The organism is Luteitalea sp. TBR-22 (assembly GCF_016865485.1).
GTDB lineage: Bacteria > Acidobacteriota > Vicinamibacteria > Vicinamibacterales > Vicinamibacteraceae > Luteitalea.
Genome location: NZ_AP024452.1, coordinates 5,768,833 through 5,788,137 on the forward strand (window position 1 = coordinate 5,768,833; position 19,305 = coordinate 5,788,137).

The window sequence follows — 19,305 nt, forward strand, 5'->3', positions numbered from 1 at the left end:
CCCACTACGGTCCCGTCTTCGCCGGGACCTTCCACTGGGGCCGCTGAGGCCCGAGTCGCCAAAGGACGACACCATGCGTACTGCTTGCTCGCTCGCCCTGGCCGCGCTGGCCGCGCTGGCCAACTTCGCTCCGACCGTCCTCGCGCAGAACGCCGAGCAGCTCCAGATCTCGGCGTTCGCGATCAGCCTGGGCACCACCGCCACAGGCGCATCCGCGATGGTCGACATGCAGATCACCAACTGGTCGACGGCCGCCGAACGAGCGCGCCTGATCGACACGATGATCCAGAAGGGCCCCGACGCCGCGCTTCGCGAACTGCAGAAGCTGCCCGTCAAGGGCCGGTTCCGCCTGCCGTCGCTGATGGGCCCCGACCCCTCGCAGCTGCGACTCGGCCACGACATCCGCTACGCCTTCCAGACGCCACTGGAAGACGGCGGCCGCCGCATCATCGTGATCACCGACCGCTACATCGGGTTCCGCGAGGCCCGCAACCAGCCGCGCACGGTCGACTACCCGTTCACCCTGATGGAGCTGCGCGTGAATGCGCGCGGCGAGGGCACCGGCAAGGCGTCGGTGGCCACCAGGATCACCTTCGACAAGAAGAACCAGAAGATCGAGCTCGAGAACTGGTCCAGCGAGCCGGTCCGCCTCAACGAGGTGAAGGTGTCGCCGAAGAAGTAGGAACCCGGCGAGGAGCTCCTGCACGCGTCGACGGAGGCGCGGCGGGCGCGGTCCATGTGGACGCGGTCGAGTGATACGTTGCCGGACGACGTCGGGACGCGCGACCACGCCGGCATCGCCGGACTCGAGCGGGTGTTCCGACGCCACGGGGGACACGCATGCATCGTTTGATTCTCGTGATGGCCCTGGCGGCCGCTGCGCCTGCGCCGTGGGCCGAGGCCCCACCGCCGCCGGTGCGCGAGCCGGCGACCGCCGGTGCGGCCGCCCCGGCGCCGCCGACGCGCCAGGAGCAGGAGCAGTTCCTCCGCGAGGCCGACATGGTCAAGGTCCGCGGCGTCCGCAAGGGCATCACCGGCACGCAGCAGGCCACGATGAGCGACGGTACGCGCACCCACGACGTGAGCATCCAGGCGGTGAACGAGTCGCGCTCCAACGTGCGACTCGCACACGGGTTCGAGCTGCAGTTCCGCGACTACTGGGGCTACAACGTCGCCGCCGCCAGACTCGGCGCGATGATCGCCTTGCCGATGGTGCCGCCGTCGGTCGAGCGAAGATTCCGCGGCGACGCGGCGGCATACACCTGGTGGGTCGACGACGTGCTGATGGACGAGATGCAGCGGCGGAAGGACCACCGCCCGCCACCGAACATCGTCGCGTGGAATGCCCAGCAGTGGATGATGCTGGTCTTCGACGAGCTGATCGCGAACGTCGACCGCAACCAGGGCAACATGCTGATCGACACGCGATGGCGCCTCTGGCTCATCGATCACTCACGGTCGTTCCGGACCAACGCGACCCTCAGGAACCCGCGCGCCCTGCTGCACTGCGACCGCAAGGTCTTCGAGCGGCTGCAGACCCTCACCAGGGCATCGCTGCAGGAGGCACTCGGGGCGTACCTCACGGGCTGGGAGATCGACGCGCTGCTGAAGCGCCGCGACGCGCTCGTGGCCAGGTTCACGGCGCTGGGCCCGCGCGCCCTGTTCGACCTGGAGTCCGTCGTGCGGCGCGCCGCCCGCCCGCCAAAGGCGTCAGCCGCGCCCCCGGCAGGCCGCCCGTAGCCTGTCGGCGGCGTGCGGCGCCCGAGGGTAGACTCGCCTCATGGGGTGGCTGCGGCGCGTCGGCGGCTTGCTGGTGGGCCTGGTGGTCGCGGGCGCCGCGACGCCTGCGCACGGACGCACGCAAACGGCAGCGACGGCGAGCGGTGTCCTGCGCGTCACGGTGACGATCGGCAGCGAGGGCGCCACCACGCCCGTCCGCCGGCACGCCCTGCTGGTGAGCGACACCCCGCCGAGCCGCGCACCATGGCGCTTCCTGACGGGCGCCGACGGGACCGGCAAGGTCACGCTCCCCGCCGGCACCTACACGGTTGAATCCGAAGAGCCCATCGCATTCTCCGGCCGCACCTACGAGTGGCGGCAGGAGGTGACGATCACCGCGGGTCAGGACACGGTGCTCGTCCTGACGAGCGCCAACGCCGAGGTCGGGGAACGTGCCCCCGACACCACCGAAGCAGGCGCCAATCGGGTGCTCGACGCCTGGGACCTGCTGCTGCGATGGCAGGACACCGTCGTGCGCGTCTGGACGCCGACCCGCCATGCCTCGGCCGTCATCGTCGGCCCGGGCCTGGTCGCCACGGCGCAGCGTGTGGTCGGCACCGACACGACCGCCCAGGTGCAGGTGTCGGCCTCGGAGAAGGTGTCGGCGCGCGTCGTCGCCACCGATCCGGGGCGCGAGGTCGCGATCCTCGCGGTCGCCCCGGGCGTGCTGAAGGATCGGCCCGAGCTCGCCCTGGGCTGCGACGGACCGCCGGCGACACTCGAACGCGGCGATCGCGTGTCGGCGCTGAGCCTGCCGCTGCGCGGCCAGCCCAACACGGCGACGGGCACCGTGCGACGCGTGAAGACGGGGCCGCTGCTGGCCGAGTTCGACTACTCGCTGGGCAGCGTCGGCGGGCCGGTGTTCTCCGCCGGCGGCGTGCTCATCGGCCTCACCTCGCTGGCCGAGGGTGGCGGCGACGACGCGCACATCGAGACCCCGATCGTGTCGAGGGCAGCGGTGTGCGAGGCGGTGGCGTCGGCGAGGACGGCCACCGTGGAGACTGCGCCGACGCTCCTGCCCGTCGAGCCGGACGCCTACGTCACCGAGGCCGACCTCAAGCAGGCCATCGAGAAGAAGCGCGGCGGCCTGGCGCCGTACCAGGTGTCGACGGCCGGCTTCGACGTGTCGGTGGTGACGCCGCTTGCGGCGCACGCCGGCGCGCAGGGCTCCTTCGACTTCGGGCAGTGGTCGGCCTACGTGGCCAACTACCCTTCGGTGCTCCTCGTGCGGGCCACGCCGCGGCAGGTCGAGAGCCTGTGGCTCAAGGTGGCCAGGGGCGCGGCGATGACGCAGGGCATCGCGTTGCCTCCCCTCACGCACTTCGCCCCTGGCTTCGCGCGGATGCGCGTGCTGTGCGGCGCGAAGGAACTGGTGCCGGTGCACCCGTTCGTCGTCGAGCGCCGGACGTCGGAGACCGAGGCGATCCGCGAGGGGATGTACGTCTTCACGCCCGATGCGATCGGCCCGCACTGCGGGAGCGTGACGATCGAGGTGTGGTCGGAGAAGGCGCCCGACAAGCGTGAGGTCGTGACGCTCGACGCGCCACGCCTCACCCAGATCTGGAACGACATGGCGCCGTTCCGCGCGTCGGCCCGTTAGCGGCCCTTCAACGCGTCGCGCAGCTTGTCGGCGAGCGAGCCCAGCCCGCCCGACGGGGCGGCCGTGGCCCGAGCGAGCGCCGCCGCATCATCGGCGGCATCGGCCGCCAGGCTGGCGGTCGTCGTGCCTTCGGCGACGAGCGTCACGCCGATGCGCTTCTTGTCGGGCTCGACGGTGAGCACCTGGAAATGGCCGGCCTGTCCGGCCTGCACCGTGCGTCTCCAGGCGCCGCGCTGGCCCGGCGGAAACGTCGACGCGTGCGCGAGCGCCTCGATGCCAGGGGCAATCTCGACGAAGGCGCCGAACTCGGCCAGGCGCGTGATGCGTCCGGGCACCACCTGGCCGACCGCGAACGACTCGCCGGCCTTCACCCAGGGGTCCTCCAGCAACTGCTTGAGTCCGAGCGAGATCTTGCCGGAGGTCTCGTCGACGCGGAGCACCTTCACCGTGATGTCGTCGCCGGCCTTCAGGCCGGCCTGCGACGCGTCGGCGATGCGCGACCACCCCATCTCCGACACGTGCAGCAGGCCCTGCACCCCGCCGCCGAGATCCACGAAGGCCCCGAAATCGCGCACCGACGCGACGCGTCCGCCGAGCACGGCGCCGGGCACGATCGTCTTGCGCACCTCCTCGGCGCGCGCCGCCTGTTCCTCCTCGAGGATCGCCCGACGAGACACGACGATGCTGCGACCTTCGTCGCGGAACTCGGTGATGCGGAAGACGTAGGCGCGCCCGACGTGGACCTCGGGGTTCTCGGTGCGGATCACGTCGATCTGCGAGAACGGGCAGAACGCGCGACTGCGGGCGACCTTGACCTCGTAGCCGCCCTTGATGACGCCCTGCACGGTGCCCTCGACGGGCAGGCGCGCGTGCCAGGCCTCGGCCAGCTCCTTGTCGGTGGCCGCCTTGCGCGCCAGCTTGCGGGAGAGCGTGATCCCGCCCGCGGTATCGATCACGACGGCCTGGATGCGGTCGCCGACGGCGACCTCCAGCGTGCCCTGGTCGTCCTTCAGTTCAGCCGTCGGCACGACGGCTTCGCTCTTGCCGCCGACGTCGATCAGGGCCACTTCATCGCCGATGCCGACGACGGTTCCCTCGATCGCCTGGCCCTTGGTGAAGCGGCTGGCGCGCTGCGACGCCTCGAACAATGCGGCGAAATCGTCTTCCGGATGGAAGTCTTCAGGCTCGGTCATACGAAGCACCAGACTAGCGCAGAACGGTGCGGGGGCCGGGGGCCGGGGGCTGGCGCCGCGGTCAGGGTCGGGGCGGCCCTTGCCAGGCAGCCGTCGCCCTTGGGCGACGGTCGGGGAGCGTTCCGCCCGCGCCGGAAGGAGTCGTGCACACGTGGGAACCCTGTAGGATGGCGCAGTGCCCGTCCCCATCGCCGAGCCGCCGACCACCGTGGCGACGCTCCCGCCGCCCCTGAAGTGGGCCGGTGGCAAGCGCTGGCAGTTGCCGCTCCTGCAACCGTTGTGGGCGCCGCATCGCCATCGTCGCCTGGTGGAGCCCTTCTGCGGTGGGCTGGCCGTACCCCTGGGACTGCGCCCGGGGCAGGCCCTGCTGAACGACCTCAACCCGCACTTGATCAACTTCTACAAGTGGGTGCAGCGAGGCCTGCGCATCACCGTGCGCCTCGACAACGACCGGGAGCTCTACTACGCGCACCGCGCGCGGTTCAACGCGCTGCTGGCCGACGGCGGGAGCGAGTCGCACGAGGCGGCCTCGCTGTTCTACTTCCTGAACCGGACCGGCTACAACGGGCTGTGTCGGTTCAACCGGCGCAACCGGTACAACGTGCCGTTCGGTCGCTACCGGTCGATTCCGTACCTGACCGACCTCGACGCCTACCGTGAGGTCCTCGGCCCGTGGACCTTCACCACGCAGGAGTTCGACGAGATCCCGCTGCGGCCTGACGACTTCGTGTACGCCGACCCACCCTACGACGTGGAGTTCCGGCAGTACGCATCGCGCGGCTTCACCTGGGACGATCAGGTTCGAACGGCCGAGTTTCTCGCCGCGCACCGTGGGCCGGTCATCCTGGCCAACCAGGCGACCCCGCGCATCCTCGAGTTGTACGGGCGCCTCGGATTCGCCTTGCGGATCGTCGACGCCCCTCGACGGATCAGCTGCAACGGCAATCGCGCCCCGGCTCGCGAGGTGCTGGCGACACGTAACGTCTGACCGACGGGTCGGACCGGTCAGGCCCGATGCGTCGATGGCGAGGCGCCTGCCGGCAGATCGACATCGCGCCCTGGCGCGACTTCTGGCGCGCAACAGATACTTTTACTCGCGCTCACGTATACCTTCTACCAAGAGATCACAACCTCTGCTTTCCTCGTAGTGCTTCGTACTCTTCGGGCGTGTCGACGTCGGTCAGCACACCGGGGTCGTCGACAGGCACGTCGAGCACGTGCCCCTTCGCAGCCAGTGCCCGCACGAGGGCGCGACCTCCGACAGTCGGGTCGGCCGTGTCGAGCATCGCCGCGGCGGCGCGCCGCCAGATCACGGGATGGCCGTGCTTTCCGTGGATTTCCGGCCGGATCACCAGCGAATCGCTCGACGCGGCACGTCCGGCCAACAGGCGCACCGTGTCGGGGCGCACCGCCGGCACATCGACCAGCGTCACCGTCGCCCAGTCGACGGCGTGCTCGGAGAACGCCCACCGCAAGCCTGCCTGCAGTGACGCAAGCTGGCCCTCCTCATGGCGCGCGTTGTACAGAACGAGGACGTCAGTGCCAGCGAAGACCGGGGCGATTCGGTCGTGGTGGGCGCCCGTCACGATCGCCAGCGGCGCGAGCCCGGCGTCGCGTAACGTCTCGATCACGTGTGCCCCGAGCGTCACCCCTGACCGCGTCCACGGCAGCAGTGCCTTGGGCTGACCCATCCGTAAGGAACGGCCTCCCGCCAGAACGATTCCTGGCATAGCCGGGAACTGCGCTTGCACCTTTTGCGTCCTACTCATATCGTCAAGGCTGTCAGAGGGTGAAGACCCTCGTGCGGGCGGGTCGCCATGGGGCCCGACAGGGAAGTGCCACCGCTGCCTGCATCTGCTGCCTCAGACACGCCGGGGGAAATCGGCCATGGTGCGTACGGGACGCGCCAGTCTCCCGGCAAGCCAATCCTCGCATGCGGCGCCCATCGCCCTTGCGGGGCCGCCCTGCACACGACGTGACGGGCGGGACATCGGAGGTCACGGTATGCCGTCGGGAACCATTGCTCGCCTGCTCATCGACAAAGGCTTCGGCTTCATTCGCGATGAAACGGGCGTTGAACACTTCTTCCATCGCAGCGCCGTTCGCGGCGCCGTGTTCGAACTGCTGCGCGAGGGTCAGCGCGTCGAGTTCAACGCCGAGGACTCCGGCAAGGGGCCCCGCGCTGGCGACGTACGCCTGCTCGACGCCTGACGCGCCGAGACGTCTCGCCTGAACTGAGAGGGCCGGCCTTCCCCCACACGGGGATGGCCGGCCCTCTTCTTTTGGTCGGCGCGCCGCCATGAGCGAGAGCGCGCGTCAGCGGAGCTGGCGCGCCCTCGAGTCGAATGGCGGAAGCCCCTGGGAGTCGAACCCAGCCATCCCGCATGGCGGGACACCACCGGTTTTGAAGACCGGGAGGGCCACCGGGCCCCGTTGGCTTCCAGGTGAACTCTGTGTGCCCCTTGTCCCTGGTTACGCGCCCCTGAACACCCGCACCACCTCTTCCACGTCGCTGAGATCGTGGAACACGACGTCGGCCCCGGCAGCCGTGAGCGCCTCGCGATCGAACTGCCCCGTGGCGACGCACACCGAGCGCGCGCCTCCCACCCTCGCCACCTCGACGTCGTTCGGCGTGTCGCCGATGATCACGACGTCGCGCGGGTCGATCGTCTCACCCGTGCGTGCCTGGTACCTCTGCAGCGCGACCGGCAGCAGGTCGTTGCGATGCACCGCGTCCTCGCCCCACGCGCCCCATGGGAAGTGCTTCCAGAGGTCGAAATAGCCGAGCTTTATCTCTGCCGACACGGAGAAATTGCCGGTCAGCAACGCGATATGCCAGGACGGATCGCCTTCCAGCGTCGCGATGAGCTGGCGCACGCCGGGCAGCACGCCGGGGCCACCGCCCACCCGCTCGAGTTCCTCGCGCAGGATGACGCAGTAGTTGTCACGGATGCGCGCCTGCAGGTCGGGCGTGATCTCCGAGCCGTCGATGGCACGGACCGCGTCGCGCAGGATGATGCTGTCGGTCCGCCCCGCCACCGGAATGCCCTCCAGCGCGTGGTCGACGCCCATGGTCACTTCCACGGCGCGCTTCATGGATCGATACCCCGACCCACCGGTCGTGATGAGCGTGCCGTCGATGTCGAACAGGAGTAGCGTGGGCATCAGGTGAGCTCGTCCGTCAGTGTACAGGCACGGGCGCGCCTCACCCGATCGGCGTGAGCGCGCCGGTCCCGGGGTGCAGCTGCAGGTGACGCGTCGCGACACGCCGCGCGAACTCCCGGTCCTGGCTCACCGCGAGCACGGTGAGGGCCCGCGCCGACGCCACCCGCGCCACGTCATCGGCAAAGGCGGCACGGTCGGGCGCCTCGAGGGCGGCCGTCGGGTGCTCCATGAGCAGCAGCGACGGATCGAGCGCGATGGCGCGCGCCAGGTGCACGCGCATCCGCACCGGCACCGGCGCCTCGTGCAGCGGCCGCGCGATCCACGCCTCGTCGATCCCGGCCTCCCGCGCGATCGCGTCCACCTTGGGCACCAGCTCGTCGTCCACCGGATCGACGAGCGCCGTCAGCGACAACGCCACGTTGTCTCGCACCGTGAACGCGTCGAGCAGAAGGGCGCGCGCCGTCACCACCCCGAACGGATCGAGCGAGGCGAGCCACGTGTCGGCATCGGTGATCGCCGTCGTCGGACGCCCGAAGACCCGCACCTCGCCCTGATCCGGGAGGGCGAATCCGTTCACGAGGTTGGTGACCACTTCCGCAGCGACGACGTCGAGGCCACTGACGACGACACGGTCGCCTGCGTGCAGGACGAGATCGAGGAGGCGAAGGGGACGGAGGCCGCGGTAGTCCTTGATGACGCCGGTGCACTGCACCACCGGGACTTCGCTCACGTCGTGGCCTCGGGACGGCCCCGGTCGCGGCGCGTCAGGTTGCGGTACTCGCGGATCAGCAGCTCGAGGTGCTCGCGTTCCTCGTCGGCGAACTCGAGGAAGATGCGCTTGCCTTCGGAGTCCTCGAACTTCTCGCCGTAGCGCTTGAAGAACCGGTGCGACCCGCGCTCGCACTTGATGCCGAGCATCAGGGCGTCCTTGTCGCTGGTCACGCTCCGCAGCGCGTCGACGCCGGCCGAGAACAGCCCGTTGGCCGCGCCCTTGAAGAACAGGAACGGCGGCTGCTGCTCGAGGTCAGGCTCGGCCTCCAGCAACTGGGTGTACCGACGCTCGAGCCGCTCGAGGTGGTCGTCCTCGTCGGTCGACAGCCGTTCGAAGATGGCGCGGGCCCGCGCGTCGCGGGTGATCGCGGCCGCGCGGGTGTAGAACTCGCGGCCCGAGCGCTCGGTGGCGATGGCGATGCGCAGGGCATCGCGCGCGAACAGCGCCTCGGTGGAGGCCTGCCGGGCCGCGGGGCGCCCGGTCTTGCAGGCCTCGCACGTGCCGTACAACTGCACCACGGCGTGGGAGACGGTGAAGGAACGGGCCTCGGCCACTTCCTCGAGCAGCTGCTCGATGTCCGAGCTCAGGAACTCGGTCGACTGGTTGCAGGACTTGCAGATCAGGTGGAAGTGGCGCGGATGCCGGTAGCTGTGCTCGTACCGGAAACGTCCCTCGCCGAAGTCGACCTTGCGCGCGATCCCTGCCGCCTCCATCCACGCCAGCGTGCGGTAGACGGTGGCGCGGCTGATCCGGGTGTCTTCCTTGCGGATCAGGTCGACGAGGTCATCGGCCGTGAGGTGCCCCTCCTGGCGGAGGAACACGTCGACGATACGGTCGCGCTTGCTCGACCGCTTGCTGCCCGCCGGGCGCAGGCTGTCGATGAAGGCTGCCGGTGACTTCTCTGGCATGGTGAGCTGCCCCGCGAGTCCGGAGGGAGCAGGGCTCGGCGGCGGACCGGCGAGCGCGGCGGTCCCGACGGGACGGGACCGCGGCGCGGGCGCGGCGCTAGACCGAGAACGACGACCCGCATCCGCAGGTCGACTTGGCGTTGGGATTCTTGATGGTGAACCCGCCGCCCGACAGGTTGTCGACGAAATCCACCTCGGCGCCCTTGAGGTAGCGCACGCTGATGGGATCGACGAACAGGCGCACGCCGTTGGACTCGACGACCTTGTCGACGTCGGCCGTCGGGGCGGTGTCCTCGATCATGAGGCCGTACTGGAAGCCCGAACAGCCGCCGCCCTGCACGAAGACACGCAGGCCGGCCTGCGGCTTGCCTTCCTCGGCGAGCAGTTCGCTGATCTTTTCGGCCGCGACGGGGGTGACGTTGATCATGGGTGTGAAGACTCCTGGGTACCTCATGGCAGTATAGCGACCGGTTCGAGCCGCGGGCAACCGCCCGGACGGCCGGGCCACGCGCGGCCACCGCCGCGTCCAACCGTCATGACCGCCCCTCTCCGCCCGCTGTTCCTGGCCGGCCAGGCCCGCGAGACCGCCGGCACCGTCGAGGTCCGCTCTCCGTATGACGGCTCCCTCGTGGCTCACGTCTCGGCCGCCGGTCCCGACGAGTACGAGGAGGCGACGCGCGCCTGCGTCGAGGCGGCGCCGCGAATCGCCGCCCTGCCGGTGCACGAACGGGCCCGCATCCTGCGACAGGTGAGCCACGCGCTGCGTGAGCAGAAGGAGGCCCTGGCCACCCAGATCGTCTCGGAAGCAGGCAAGCCGCTGCGCGATGCGCGCACCGAGGTCGACCGCGCGGCGATGACCTTCGAGGTCGCGGCCGAGGAGGCACGCCGCCTGGCCGGCAGCGGCGAGGTCATCCCGATGGACCTCGCGCCGCACGGTGAGGCGAGGACGGCCCTGTACAAGCGCGTGCCGATCGGGCCGGTGGCCGGCATCTCGCCGTTCAACTTCCCGCTCAACCTCGTCGCGCACAAGCTGGCGCCGGCCCTGGCGGCAGGCAATCCCATCGTCCTCAAGCCCGCCAGCCGGACGCCGCTGTCGGCGCTCGCCCTGGCCGACCTGATGCACGAGGCCGGCCTGCCGCCCGGCGCACTCAGCGTGCTGCCGATGACGCGGGAGACCGGCGACCTGCTGGTCACCGACGACCGGTATCGCCTGCTCACCTTCACCGGCTCGGCAGACGTCGGCTGGGCGATGAAGGCCCGCGCCGGCAAGAAGAAGGTGGTGCTGGAACTCGGCGGAAACGCCGCCGTGGTGATCGACGAGGGCGCCGACCTGGCCGCCGCGGCCGAGCGGATTGCGACGGGCGGGTTCAGCGCCGCCGGGCAGAGTTGCATCTCGGTGCAGCGCGTCTACGTCCACGACGCCGCCTGGGATGCCTTCATGGCGGCCTTCCTTCCGCGCGTCGAGGCGCTGGTCGTCGGCGACCCGATGGACGAGCGCACCCACGTCGGGCCGCTGATCACCCCCGGCGACGTGGCACGAATCGAGCAATGGACGCAGGAAGCCGTTGCCGCGGGCGCCACCGTGCTCTGCGGCGGGGCACGCCGATCCGACCGGATCTTCGCGCCGACTGTCCTCACAGGCGTGGCCCGCACCGCCCGCGTGTGCGCCGATGAGGCCTTCGCCCCGGTGGTCGTGGTCGAGCGGGTGGCGAGCGTGGACGAGGGACTCGCAGCCGTCAACGACTCGGCGTTCGGGCTGCAGGCCGGTGTGTTCACGACGAAGCTCGACGTCGCGCTGAAGGCGTTCGACACGCTCGAGGTCGGCGGCGTGCTGGTCAACGACGTACCGACCTGGCGCATCGACCACATGCCGTATGGCGGCGTGAAGGACTCGGGACTGGGTCGTGAAGGCCCGCGATACGCCATCGAGGACATGACCGAGTTGCGCCTGCTGGTCGTACGCCGGTAGCCGCAGCGATCGTTTGAGGAGGACCGCCCCATGCCGCGCTTCGACCGACGCCTGATTGCCGTGGCCAGCTGCCTGTTGGCGATGCTGGCCTGCAACCGCCCCGCATCGGACGGGGGCAACGCGCCGGCGCCGGCCGCGCCCGCCCCAGCCCCGGCGGCGCCCGCGCCGGGCGCCGCACCGGCCGCTCCCCCCGCCGCGGCACCCGCACCGCAGGCGCCGCTCACCGGCACGCCGGCCACGCCTGCAGCGCCCGAGGCCGCTCCGGTCGCCGCGCAGGCCCCTGCGCCAACCGCGCCACCGAGCGGGGCAACCGCGCCACCTGCCGCCGCCCCTGCCGCCCCGCGGGCGCCCACCGCTCCCGCGGCGCCGGTCCGTCCGGCGCCGCCGCGCGAGATCACCATCCCCGCGGGCACGCCCCTGCAACTGGCATTGCTCACCGACGTCAGCTCGGACGGCAGCGCGGTGGAAGACCGCGTCAGCGCCCGCGTCACGGCGCCCGTGCGTTTGGAAGGCGCCACCGTCATCCCTGAAGGCTCCCGGGTCGGCGGCGAAGTCACCTACGTGCAGGGCAGCGCCAAGGTGAAGGGCCGCGCGTCCCTCACGGTGCGCTTCCGCACCATCACGGTGGGCGAGCGTTCCTACGACCTCGACGCCGAGCCGCTTCGGCGGGAGGCGCGGGGCACCAAGGCCAAGGACGCCCGCAACATCGGCATCGGCGCCGGCGCCGGCGCGGTCATCGGCGGCATCATCGGCGGCCGCAAGGGCGCCGGGATCGGTGCCGCCGTCGGCGGCGCGGGCGGCACGGGCGTCGTGCTCGCCACCAAGGGCGAAGAAGTCCGACTGCCGGCGGGCACGCCGGTCACCACCCGTCTCGAGGCGCCGCTGGTCGTCGAGATGCGCGTGACCGGACCACCGCGCTAGGTCGGCCGTCTACATGGGAATGATGGGGATCGAGCGCCTGTCGGGCCTGGTGTCGAGCGCCATGTCGGCCGCGCTGCTCTGCGCGGCGTCCGCGGCGTCGGCGCAGGCACCACGTGAACAGACGCCGGTGCGGCCGCAAGGGCTGATGGTCGCGCCGCGCGGGTCGACGCCGACCGCCAGTGCTGGGGCGCCGCCGCTCCCACCGCCCGCCTTGCCGCCTCCGGCCAGACCCGAGGGGACCCGGCAGGTGGCGACGCCATCGCAGCAACGCGGTCACGGCCGCCTGTTCCAGCCGCAGGACCTCGGCATGCTCGAGGGCCCCGACCGCGAGGCATGGCAGAAGCCTGACCAGGTGATGGACGCGCTCGGCATCGGCGACGGCTCGGTGGTGGCCGACCTGGGAGCGGGCGGAGGCTGGTTCACCGTCCGCCTGGCCAAGCGGGTCGGCCCCAACGGCGTGGTGTACGCCGAGGACATCCAGCCGCAGATGATCGAGGCCATCCAGCGGCGCGTCGACCGCGAGGGCCTCCACAACGTGTCGGCCGTGCTCGGCGAGGCCGACCACCCGGCGCTGCCGGTGGGGCGGCTGGACGCCGCGTTGATGGTGGACACGTTCCACGAGGTGGAGGACACGCGCTCACTCCTCACCAACGTGCGGGCGGCGCTCAAGCCCGGCGGCCGCCTGGGCATCATCGAGTACCGCACCGAGGGCGGTGGCCCGGGCCCCTCCCGCGAGGAGCGCATCCAGCCCGGACAGGTGATCCGCGCCGCGGAGGCAGCAGGATTTCGCCTGATGCGCCAGGAGCAGTTCCTGCAGTTCCAGTACCTGTTGATCTTCACGCGCTGAGGCGGGCGTTTCACTCGCACGCGCCGCCGGGCTACCCTAGCCGCGCATGTCCACCTCGACACTTCGCCTGGCGAGCGCCCTGGCCGCCCTCCTGGTGGCCGGCGGCGGCCTGGCCCTGGTCTCCAGGCGGCCTGTCCCGCCCCGTCCGCCGATCGCACGCCGGGGAGCGCCGCTCGACGAACTCCGGCAGCGCCTTTACGACGCGGTGCAGCCCGTGCGGCTGGCCAACTGCACGCTGGAACGCTTCGGCGAGGCCCACGACGGCGGGTACCTGATGTGCGGCAACCTGCTGGCCCCGGCAGCCGGTTACTCGTACGGCATCTCCGGCTACGACGGCTGGGGCTGCCAGATGAGCAAGCGGTTCGGCATCCCCGTGCACCAGTACGACTGCTTCGATCCGCGCCGGCCGTCGTGCGAGGGCGGCGACACCCGCTTCCACGGGGAGTGCGTCGCCGGCGAGGCGTCGGTGGACCCGTCGGGCCGTCCCTTCGACGCGGTCGCCGCGCAGGTGACCCGCAACGGCGACCCGGGCAAGCGCCTGGTGATGAAGATGGACGTCGAGGGCGCCGAGTGGGCCAGCCTGCTCGCGGCGCCGCGCGAGGTGCTCGAGCAGATCGACCAGTTGACGATCGAGCTGCACCTGAACGGCCCCGACCTCTGGACGAAGTGGCTGGTGGTGTCCAAGCTGAGGGACGTGTTCCACGTCGCCCATCACCACGTGAACAACTACGGCTGTCGCGACGACCTGGCGCCGTTCCCGTCGTGGGCCATCGAGGTCCTCTTCGTGAACAAGCGCCTGGCCGTGGCCGTGCCTGGCGGTCCGCCGATCGTCCGGCCGCATCCCCTCGACGCCCCGAACGATCCGACCCGCCCGGATTGCCAGTACGCGCCAGGCACCCGCCCCACGGGCATTCGCTGACCCATGGCGCGATACGGTGACCGCGTCGTGATCGTGACGGGCGGCTCCAGGGGCATCGGCGAGGGCGTGGTGCGCGCCTTCGTCGAGGCGGGATCCCGGGTGACCATCGCCGACATCGACGCCCCGACGGGCGAGGCACTGGCGCGTTCGCTGGGAGGGGCCGCGACCTTCGCACGCCTCGACGTGCGCAGCGACGAGGAGGTCGGCGCGCTGATCGCGGACGTGGTGGCTCGCGAGGGCCGGCTCGACTGCCTGGTGAACAACGCCGGGACCCACCCGCCGCACCTGGCCATCGACGACATCACACCGGCCGCGTTCCGCGAGCTGCTGGCCCTGAACCTGGTGAGCCAGTTCGTCGCTTGCCGCGCCGCGCTCCCCCACCTGCGGGCGACGCGTGGCTGCATCATCAACATGGGCAGCCTGGTGGGCTCACTCGGCCAGGCCCACGCCGTCGACTACGTCACGACCAAGGGCGCCATCGCCGCGATGACCAGGGCGCTGGCGATCGACGAGGCGCGCCACGGCGTGCGGGTCAACTGCGTGTCGCCCGGCAACATCGACACGCCCCTCTGGCAGTCCTTTGCCGAGCGGGCCGCCGATCCGGAGGCCGTGCGCCGCGACGGCGCGCAGGCGCAGTGGATCGGCAGGCTCGGCACGATCGACGAGGTCGGCCGCCTCTGCGTGTTCCTGGCTGCCGAGGCCACGTACACGACAGGCGTGGACCACGTGATCTCGGGCGGCGCCGAGCTCGGTTACGGGAGGAAGGAGACCGCGCCCACGAGCGTCAGTGCGCCTCGTACGGCTGCAGTTGCTCCTTCACCACCGCCTGGTCGCCGACCACCACCATCGTCATCTTCGCCGGATCGAGATACTTCTCGGTGACGCGGCGGATGTCGTCGGGCGTCACCGCCTGCAGCTGCTGGACGTAGGTGCGCAGGTAGTCCTCGGGCAGCCCGTGCTGCCGCTGGAACAGCAGCTGGTTGATGATGCCGCTGCGCGAGGAGTTCTGGAGCACGAACACCCCGGACAGATAGGCCTTGATGCCGTCGAGTTCGGCCACCGGCGGCGCCTCGGTACGCAGGCGATCGATCTCGAAGAAGATCTCCTTCATCGACGCGCCGGTCACCGCCGTGGTGACGTCGGCGACCTGCGCCCAGTGCGCGACCTTCTGGCGAGGCGTGAGCGAGCTGTTCGGGGAGTACGTGTAGCCCTTCTGCTCGCGGATGTTGGTGGTCACGCGCGAGGCGAAGGACCCGCCGAGCAGCGCGTTCATCACCCGCAGCGCCATGTAGTCGGGATGTGACGGGTCGACCACGGGAAGGCCAAGGTACAGCGTGGACTGCGCCGCCTTCGGCCTGTCGATCACCGTCAGCGAGCGCGTGACGACGGGCGTCGCGACCGTGCGGCGCGGCGCGGTCCCGGCCGCCCACGAGGCAAAGCTGGCCCGGACGGCGGCGCGCACGGCGGCCGCGTCGAAGCGCCCGACCACGTACAGGTGCGCCCGCGAGGCGCCGAAGTGCGCGGCGTGGAAGGCCGTCACGTCGCCGTGACCGTAGCCCTCGAGCATCGCCTCGGTCGGGAAGATCCGCCCGTAGGGATGATCGCCGTACATGACGCGGGAGAACGCCTCGAAGGCCTGTGCCTGGGGCTGCGACTTCTGCAGCGCGAGATTGCGTCGCAGGTCGGCCTTCAGGCGGGGCAGCTCCGCAGCCGGCAGCGCCGGGTGCTGCACCACGTCGGCGATCACCGGCAGGGCGTCGGCCACGAACTCGGACAGCACGTCGGTGCGCACGGTGGTCGCATCGAGTCCCACGCCCACCGTCAGTCCGCCACCCATCCGTGCAAGGCGCTCGGCGATCGCGGCGGCCGACTGGGTGGTGGTGCCTTCCTTCATCAGCTGCCCGGTGAGGTCGGCGAGCCAGACCTGCTGCGGCCCCTCGTCGGCGTTGCCGACGTCGACGCTCAGGTGGATGGTCGCCTTGGGCACCGTGCCATAGGGCACCAGCGTGACGCCGAGGCCGTTGGGCAACGAGAACGTCTCGGCGGCAGGCACGGTGAAGGGCCGGGGCGCCCCGGCGGCGGGCGGCGCCTGCCGTGACTGGGGCTGGGCGAGGGCCACGCTCGACACGAGCAGGAGCGCGGCGGGCGCGAGGACGATCGTCGGCATCCGCATGGCGTTCACTCCTGGGCGGCCGCGGCCGCCTGGCCCGGCTCCACGAGGAGCACGGTGCGATTGGTGCGGCGCAGGTACTCCCGCGCGGTCTTCTGCAGCAGGGCCGGTGTGACCTTCCGGAACTCCGCTTCGAGGCCGTTGATCCGCGCCGGATCATCGTCGAAGAGCGCGAACGAGGCGAGCAGGTCCGCCGCGCCGAAGCCGTTCAGCTCCGTCAGCGAGTCGTACAGCGACGACCGCAGCTTGACGAGCGCGCGATCGACGGTGGCCTGATCCAGGGGCTTGTCCTGGAGGCGGGCGATCGCGGCGTCGAGACTCTCGAGGATCTCGTCGGCCTTGTGGGTCGGCTCATGGATCAAGGAGCCCAGCCAGAGCATCGGGCCGGCGTAGTTGAACATGTTGCCGAGCAGGTTGATGCCGCCGTCGATGCTGCCGGCGTAGCCCTTCTTCTTGACGAGTTCCTGGTGCAGCAGGCTGTCCTCGCCCTGCAGCAGGATCTGGTCGAGCAGGCCCATCGCGTAGAACTCGGGCGTGTTGCGCGCCGGCATGTGGTAGCCGAAGGCCAGCGCGGGCTTGCGCGCCAGGGCGTCCTTCTTGGTGAAGCGCTTCTCCGCGCGCTGGCGCGGCTCGGTCAGGTCGGGCTGCGCCGACGGCTTCGGCCCCGTGATCGGGCCGAAGTGCGTGTCGATCAGCGCCCGCGCCTTCGACTCCTCGAAGTCGCCGTAGACCACCAGGACGGCATTGGCCGGCGCGTAGTAGGTGCGGAAGAAGTCCTGCACGTCCTTCAGCGTGGCCGCCTCGAGATCCTTCAGGTCGCCATAGAAGTTGTGGGCGTTGTACCAGTTGGTGTTGGCGTACTGCGGCAGGTCGAGCCACGGGAACCCGCCATAGGGCTGGTTCAGCACGTTGACCTTCACCTCGTTGCTGACCACGCCCTGCTGGTTGGTGAGGTTGTCCTGAGTGATGTCGAGACCACGCATCCGGTCGGCCTCGGCCCACAGCGCCGTCTCGAGCGCATGGGCCGGCAGCACCTCGAAGTAGTTCGTGAAGTCGAAGCGGGTGGACCCGTTCAGGATTCCCCCGCTGCGCTGCACGAGGCGGATGAACTCCATCTTCCCGAGGTTGGCCGAGCCCTGGAACATCATGTGCTCGAACAGGTGCGCGAACCCGGTGCGGTCCTTCGGCTCCACGCGGAAGCCGATGCGGTAGTACACGGCGACGACCACGGTCGGAGCCGTGGTGTCGCGCGAGAGCACCACCTTCAGGCCATTGGGCAGCGTGTAGTAGGTGACCGGGACGTTGTACGTCGACGACGCGGCCGGCTGCGCCAGCGCCGGCGTCGCGGCCGCCGCGACCATCGTCGCCGTCAGGGCCAGGCTGGCCGTGGCCAGCAGACGTGTGAACATGCGTCCTCCAACGATGGCGGTCAGGGTCGGGCGCGCCATCAGCACCAGATCACACTACGGCTGGACAGGCGCGCGCGTTCGGATGTGACCAATGGCCGGGCTGGAGGGACGGCCGTGGCCGCCACACGCAAAAAGGGCGTCCTCCCGGGGAAGAACGCCCTTGCAAGGGACGAAAGGCGCCTGCCGTCTAGCGCGTACGGGCGACCAGTTGCCACACCGACGGGAGCACGCCGGCGGCCAGCACCAGCTTCAGCAGGTCGGCGATCGCAAACGGTGTCGCCGCCGACGTCGCGGCGTCGACGCCCAGGGTGGCCGACAGGCCGGCGACGCCACCCGCGTACACCACCACGAGGCCGGCGAGCATCGCCAGGAACGAGGTGAAGTAGCGGCGGTCGAAGCGGCGCTCCGCGAGCATCCCGGTGAGCCAGGCCGCGGCGGGATAGGCGAGCAGGAACCCGCCCGTCGGCCCGAGCAGGCGGGCGAACCCGGCCGGCAGGGTCGGCGACGCGGCGAACACGGGCAGGCCCGCCACACCGGCGATCAGGTAGAGCACCTGCGCATACGCGCCGAGGCGCGACCCCAACGCCGCCGCGGCCAGCAGGACCACCATGGGCTGCAGCGTGAAGGGAATCGGGTCGAACGGTATGCTGAACTGCGCCGCCATGGCCGTGGCGGCCGTGGCAGCGACGACGACGGCCCCACGCAGGAGACGCGAGGAGCTGCGGTCGGAGAGAACGTCGAAGAGAGTGGTTCCGGCAAGGAAGCCGAGTGGCATCCGGCTGGCTGCGTACATGGGTGGGGATCTTACGGCATGGTCACGGCACTGACAATCGCGGGCAGCGACTCCGGCGGGGGCGCCGGCATCCAGGCCGACATCAAGACGTTCGAGGCGCTGGGCGTCTTCGGCACGTCCGCCCTCACGGCCATCACGGCCCAGAACACCAGGGGCGTGCGCGCCGTCGAGATCCTGTCGCCTTCCATGGTATCTGCGCAAATACTTGCAGTAATTGAGGATATCGGCGCAGGCGCGATCAAGACCGGAATGCTCGGCACCCATGACGTCGTCGAGACCGTCGCTGCGACCCTCCGTGACTGGCCGGCAATTCCCCTGGTCGTCGACCCGGTGATGGTCGCCAAGAGCCGCGACCGATTGTTGAGCGACGACGCGGTGCAGGGGTTGGTGAGGCACCTGCTGCCGCTGGCGGCGGTGGTGACGCCGAACGGCCCCGAGGCCGAAGTGCTCACCGGCCACCCCGTCCGGACCCCGGCCGACGCACGGGACGCGGCCCGCCGGCTCCATGACATGGGACCGGCCGCCGTGATCGTCAAGGGCGGGCACCTCGAGACGCCAGACGTTGTCGATGTGCTGTTCGACGGGACCGACTTCCACGAAGTCCGCGGCCCCCGCCACGCCACCCGCCACACCCACGGCACCGGGTGTACCTTCGCGGCGGCCATCGCCGCGCACCTGGCGCTGGGGCATTCACTGCCCGATGCGTTCCGGCGGTCGCGAGCCTATCTGGATGGCGCGATCCGCCACGCCCCCGGCATCGGCCACGGCGCGGGACCGGTGGCGCACTTCTGGAACCGGGCAATTTGAGATTTGAAAATTTGAAATTCCGGCGGCTCGGCCTTCCGGCCTTCGCTCGTGCG

20 protein-coding genes and 1 tRNA gene are annotated in these 19,305 nt (G+C 70.6%); 11 read left to right on the forward strand and 10 right to left on the reverse strand.

The annotated features are described in order from the left end of the window. Positions 1 to 73: 73 nt before the first annotated feature. From TBR22_RS23730 to TBR22_RS23740, 3 genes are all read left to right on the forward strand, one after another. A complete protein-coding gene (locus TBR22_RS23730) occupies positions 74 to 682 on the forward strand; it encodes a hypothetical protein (RefSeq protein ID WP_239490320.1) in 609 nt (202 codons plus the stop codon). A 158-nt stretch (positions 683 to 840) separates the two neighbouring features. After that, a complete protein-coding gene (locus TBR22_RS23735) occupies positions 841 to 1,740 on the forward strand; it encodes a hypothetical protein (protein WP_239490321.1) in 900 nt (299 codons plus the stop codon). Between the two features lie 40 nt (positions 1,741 to 1,780). After that, positions 1,781 to 3,379: a serine protease gene (locus tag TBR22_RS23740; RefSeq protein WP_239490322.1), complete on the forward strand. Its 1,599-nt coding sequence runs from the start codon at positions 1,781 to 1,783 to the stop codon at positions 3,377 to 3,379. Here TBR22_RS23740 and TBR22_RS23745 read toward each other — a convergent pair. Continuing rightward, a complete protein-coding gene (locus tag TBR22_RS23745; protein ID WP_239493521.1) occupies positions 3,376 to 4,572 on the reverse strand; it encodes a 30S ribosomal protein S1 in 1,197 nt (398 codons plus the stop codon). The two genes, TBR22_RS23740 and TBR22_RS23745, sit on opposite strands and share 4 nt — an antisense overlap. A 175-nt stretch (positions 4,573 to 4,747) precedes the next feature. Here TBR22_RS23745 and TBR22_RS23750 point away from each other — a divergent pair, with 175 nt between their 5' ends. Continuing rightward, the gene (locus tag TBR22_RS23750) at positions 4,748 to 5,560 is read left to right on the forward strand and encodes a Dam family site-specific DNA-(adenine-N6)-methyltransferase (protein WP_239490323.1); all 813 of its coding nucleotides are present in this window, start codon (positions 4,748 to 4,750) and stop codon (positions 5,558 to 5,560) included. 136 nt (positions 5,561 to 5,696) lie between these two features. Here the strand turns inward: TBR22_RS23750 and TBR22_RS23755 are convergent, their stop codons facing one another. Next, entirely contained in the window at positions 5,697 to 6,323 is a 627-nt protein-coding gene (locus TBR22_RS23755) for an NTP transferase domain-containing protein (protein ID WP_239490324.1), read from the reverse strand. A 253-nt stretch (positions 6,324 to 6,576) separates the two neighbouring features. On the opposite strand from TBR22_RS23755, the gene TBR22_RS23760 reads away from it, so the two are divergent. Next, positions 6,577 to 6,783 (forward strand): cold-shock protein, encoded by a 207-nt coding sequence (locus TBR22_RS23760; protein WP_110173977.1) that lies wholly within the window; start codon positions 6,577 to 6,579, stop codon positions 6,781 to 6,783. Between the two features lie 135 nt (positions 6,784 to 6,918). Here TBR22_RS23760 and TBR22_RS23765 read toward each other — a convergent pair. The 5 genes from TBR22_RS23765 to erpA form a co-directional block, all read right to left on the reverse strand. Further along, positions 6,919 to 7,014, reverse strand: a tRNA-Sec gene (locus TBR22_RS23765). 30 nt (positions 7,015 to 7,044) lie between these two features. Continuing rightward, on the reverse strand, positions 7,045 to 7,737 hold the full coding sequence (locus TBR22_RS23770) for a haloacid dehalogenase-like hydrolase (RefSeq protein ID WP_239490325.1): 693 nt from the start codon (positions 7,735 to 7,737) through the stop codon (positions 7,045 to 7,047). A 40-nt stretch (positions 7,738 to 7,777) separates the two neighbouring features. After that, positions 7,778 to 8,467, reverse strand: a complete 690-nt coding sequence (locus tag TBR22_RS23775) for a hypothetical protein (RefSeq protein ID WP_239490326.1) — start codon at positions 8,465 to 8,467, stop codon at positions 7,778 to 7,780. Further along, positions 8,464 to 9,417, reverse strand: coding sequence for a transcriptional repressor (locus tag TBR22_RS23780; protein WP_239490327.1), 954 nt, complete (start codon positions 9,415 to 9,417; stop codon positions 8,464 to 8,466). Before TBR22_RS23780 ends, TBR22_RS23775 begins: the two co-directional genes overlap by 4 nt. A 97-nt stretch (positions 9,418 to 9,514) precedes the next feature. Continuing rightward, on the reverse strand, positions 9,515 to 9,871 hold the full coding sequence (gene erpA / locus TBR22_RS23785) for an iron-sulfur cluster insertion protein ErpA (RefSeq protein WP_370651375.1): 357 nt from the start codon (positions 9,869 to 9,871) through the stop codon (positions 9,515 to 9,517). A gap of 81 nt (positions 9,872 to 9,952) precedes the next feature. Between erpA and TBR22_RS23790 the strand changes: the two genes are divergently transcribed. From TBR22_RS23790 to TBR22_RS23810, 5 genes are read left to right on the forward strand one after another with little or no spacing between them, the layout of a single operon-like run. Beyond that, entirely contained in the window at positions 9,953 to 11,386 is a 1,434-nt protein-coding gene (locus TBR22_RS23790) for an aldehyde dehydrogenase family protein (RefSeq protein ID WP_239490329.1), read from the forward strand. 30 nt (positions 11,387 to 11,416) lie between these two features. Then, on the forward strand, positions 11,417 to 12,307 hold the full coding sequence (locus TBR22_RS23795) for a hypothetical protein (protein WP_239490330.1): 891 nt from the start codon (positions 11,417 to 11,419) through the stop codon (positions 12,305 to 12,307). Between the two features lie 22 nt (positions 12,308 to 12,329). Next, on the forward strand, positions 12,330 to 13,154 hold the full coding sequence (locus tag TBR22_RS23800) for a class I SAM-dependent methyltransferase (RefSeq protein WP_239490331.1): 825 nt from the start codon (positions 12,330 to 12,332) through the stop codon (positions 13,152 to 13,154). Between the two features lie 46 nt (positions 13,155 to 13,200). Next, positions 13,201 to 14,073: a hypothetical protein gene (locus tag TBR22_RS23805; RefSeq protein ID WP_239490332.1), complete on the forward strand. Its 873-nt coding sequence runs from the start codon at positions 13,201 to 13,203 to the stop codon at positions 14,071 to 14,073. A 3-nt stretch (positions 14,074 to 14,076) separates the two neighbouring features. Next, the gene (locus TBR22_RS23810; RefSeq protein WP_239490333.1) at positions 14,077 to 14,955 is read left to right on the forward strand and encodes an SDR family oxidoreductase; all 879 of its coding nucleotides are present in this window, start codon (positions 14,077 to 14,079) and stop codon (positions 14,953 to 14,955) included. Here the strand turns inward: TBR22_RS23810 and TBR22_RS23815 are convergent. From TBR22_RS23815 to TBR22_RS23825, 3 genes are all read right to left on the reverse strand, one after another. Beyond that, positions 14,858 to 16,246: a pitrilysin family protein gene (locus tag TBR22_RS23815; protein ID WP_239490334.1), complete on the reverse strand. Its 1,389-nt coding sequence runs from the start codon at positions 16,244 to 16,246 to the stop codon at positions 14,858 to 14,860. The two genes, TBR22_RS23810 and TBR22_RS23815, sit on opposite strands and share 98 nt — an antisense overlap. A gap of 5 nt (positions 16,247 to 16,251) precedes the next feature. Further along, positions 16,252 to 17,652, reverse strand: a complete 1,401-nt coding sequence (locus tag TBR22_RS23820) for a pitrilysin family protein (RefSeq protein WP_239490335.1) — start codon at positions 17,650 to 17,652, stop codon at positions 16,252 to 16,254. Between the two features lie 187 nt (positions 17,653 to 17,839). Then, positions 17,840 to 18,445, reverse strand: a complete 606-nt coding sequence (locus TBR22_RS23825; protein WP_239490336.1) for a biotin transporter BioY — start codon at positions 18,443 to 18,445, stop codon at positions 17,840 to 17,842. 18 nt (positions 18,446 to 18,463) lie between these two features. Between TBR22_RS23825 and thiD the strand changes: the two genes are divergently transcribed. After that, complete coding sequence (gene thiD / locus TBR22_RS23830; RefSeq protein ID WP_239490337.1) at positions 18,464 to 19,252, forward strand: bifunctional hydroxymethylpyrimidine kinase/phosphomethylpyrimidine kinase; 789 nt, start codon at positions 18,464 to 18,466, stop codon at positions 19,250 to 19,252. Positions 19,253 to 19,305: the final 53 nt, after the last annotated feature.

What these genes read in the sequence shown, in the direction of transcription:
- TBR22_RS23730 (WP_239490320.1), top strand. Translation starts at nt 74, where the DNA reads ATGCGTACTGCTTGCTCGCTCGCCCTGGCCGCGCTGGCCGCGCTGGCC.
- TBR22_RS23735 (WP_239490321.1), top strand. Translation starts at nt 841, where the DNA reads ATGCATCGTTTGATTCTCGTGATGGCCCTGGCGGCCGCTGCGCCTGCG.
- TBR22_RS23740 (WP_239490322.1), top strand. Translation starts at nt 1,781, where the DNA reads ATGGGGTGGCTGCGGCGCGTCGGCGGCTTGCTGGTGGGCCTGGTGGTC.
- TBR22_RS23745 (WP_239493521.1), bottom strand. Translation starts at nt 4,572, where the DNA reads ATGACCGAGCCTGAAGACTTCCATCCGGAAGACGATTTCGCCGCATTG.
- TBR22_RS23760 (WP_110173977.1), top strand. Translation starts at nt 6,577, where the DNA reads ATGCCGTCGGGAACCATTGCTCGCCTGCTCATCGACAAAGGCTTCGGC.
- TBR22_RS23770 (WP_239490325.1), bottom strand. Translation starts at nt 7,737, where the DNA reads ATGCCCACGCTACTCCTGTTCGACATCGACGGCACGCTCATCACGACC.
- TBR22_RS23780 (WP_239490327.1), bottom strand. Translation starts at nt 9,417, where the DNA reads ATGCCAGAGAAGTCACCGGCAGCCTTCATCGACAGCCTGCGCCCGGCG.
- erpA (WP_370651375.1), bottom strand. Translation starts at nt 9,871, where the DNA reads ATGAGGTACCCAGGAGTCTTCACACCCATGATCAACGTCACCCCCGTC.
- TBR22_RS23790 (WP_239490329.1), top strand. Translation starts at nt 9,953, where the DNA reads ATGACCGCCCCTCTCCGCCCGCTGTTCCTGGCCGGCCAGGCCCGCGAG.
- TBR22_RS23795 (WP_239490330.1), top strand. Translation starts at nt 11,417, where the DNA reads ATGCCGCGCTTCGACCGACGCCTGATTGCCGTGGCCAGCTGCCTGTTG.
- TBR22_RS23800 (WP_239490331.1), top strand. Translation starts at nt 12,330, where the DNA reads ATGGGGATCGAGCGCCTGTCGGGCCTGGTGTCGAGCGCCATGTCGGCC.
- TBR22_RS23805 (WP_239490332.1), top strand. Translation starts at nt 13,201, where the DNA reads ATGTCCACCTCGACACTTCGCCTGGCGAGCGCCCTGGCCGCCCTCCTG.
- TBR22_RS23810 (WP_239490333.1), top strand. Translation starts at nt 14,077, where the DNA reads ATGGCGCGATACGGTGACCGCGTCGTGATCGTGACGGGCGGCTCCAGG.
- TBR22_RS23815 (WP_239490334.1), bottom strand. Translation starts at nt 16,246, where the DNA reads ATGCGGATGCCGACGATCGTCCTCGCGCCCGCCGCGCTCCTGCTCGTG.
- TBR22_RS23820 (WP_239490335.1), bottom strand. Translation starts at nt 17,652, where the DNA reads ATGTTCACACGTCTGCTGGCCACGGCCAGCCTGGCCCTGACGGCGACG.
- TBR22_RS23825 (WP_239490336.1), bottom strand. Translation starts at nt 18,445, where the DNA reads ATGTACGCAGCCAGCCGGATGCCACTCGGCTTCCTTGCCGGAACCACT.
- thiD (WP_239490337.1), top strand. Translation starts at nt 18,464, where the DNA reads ATGGTCACGGCACTGACAATCGCGGGCAGCGACTCCGGCGGGGGCGCC.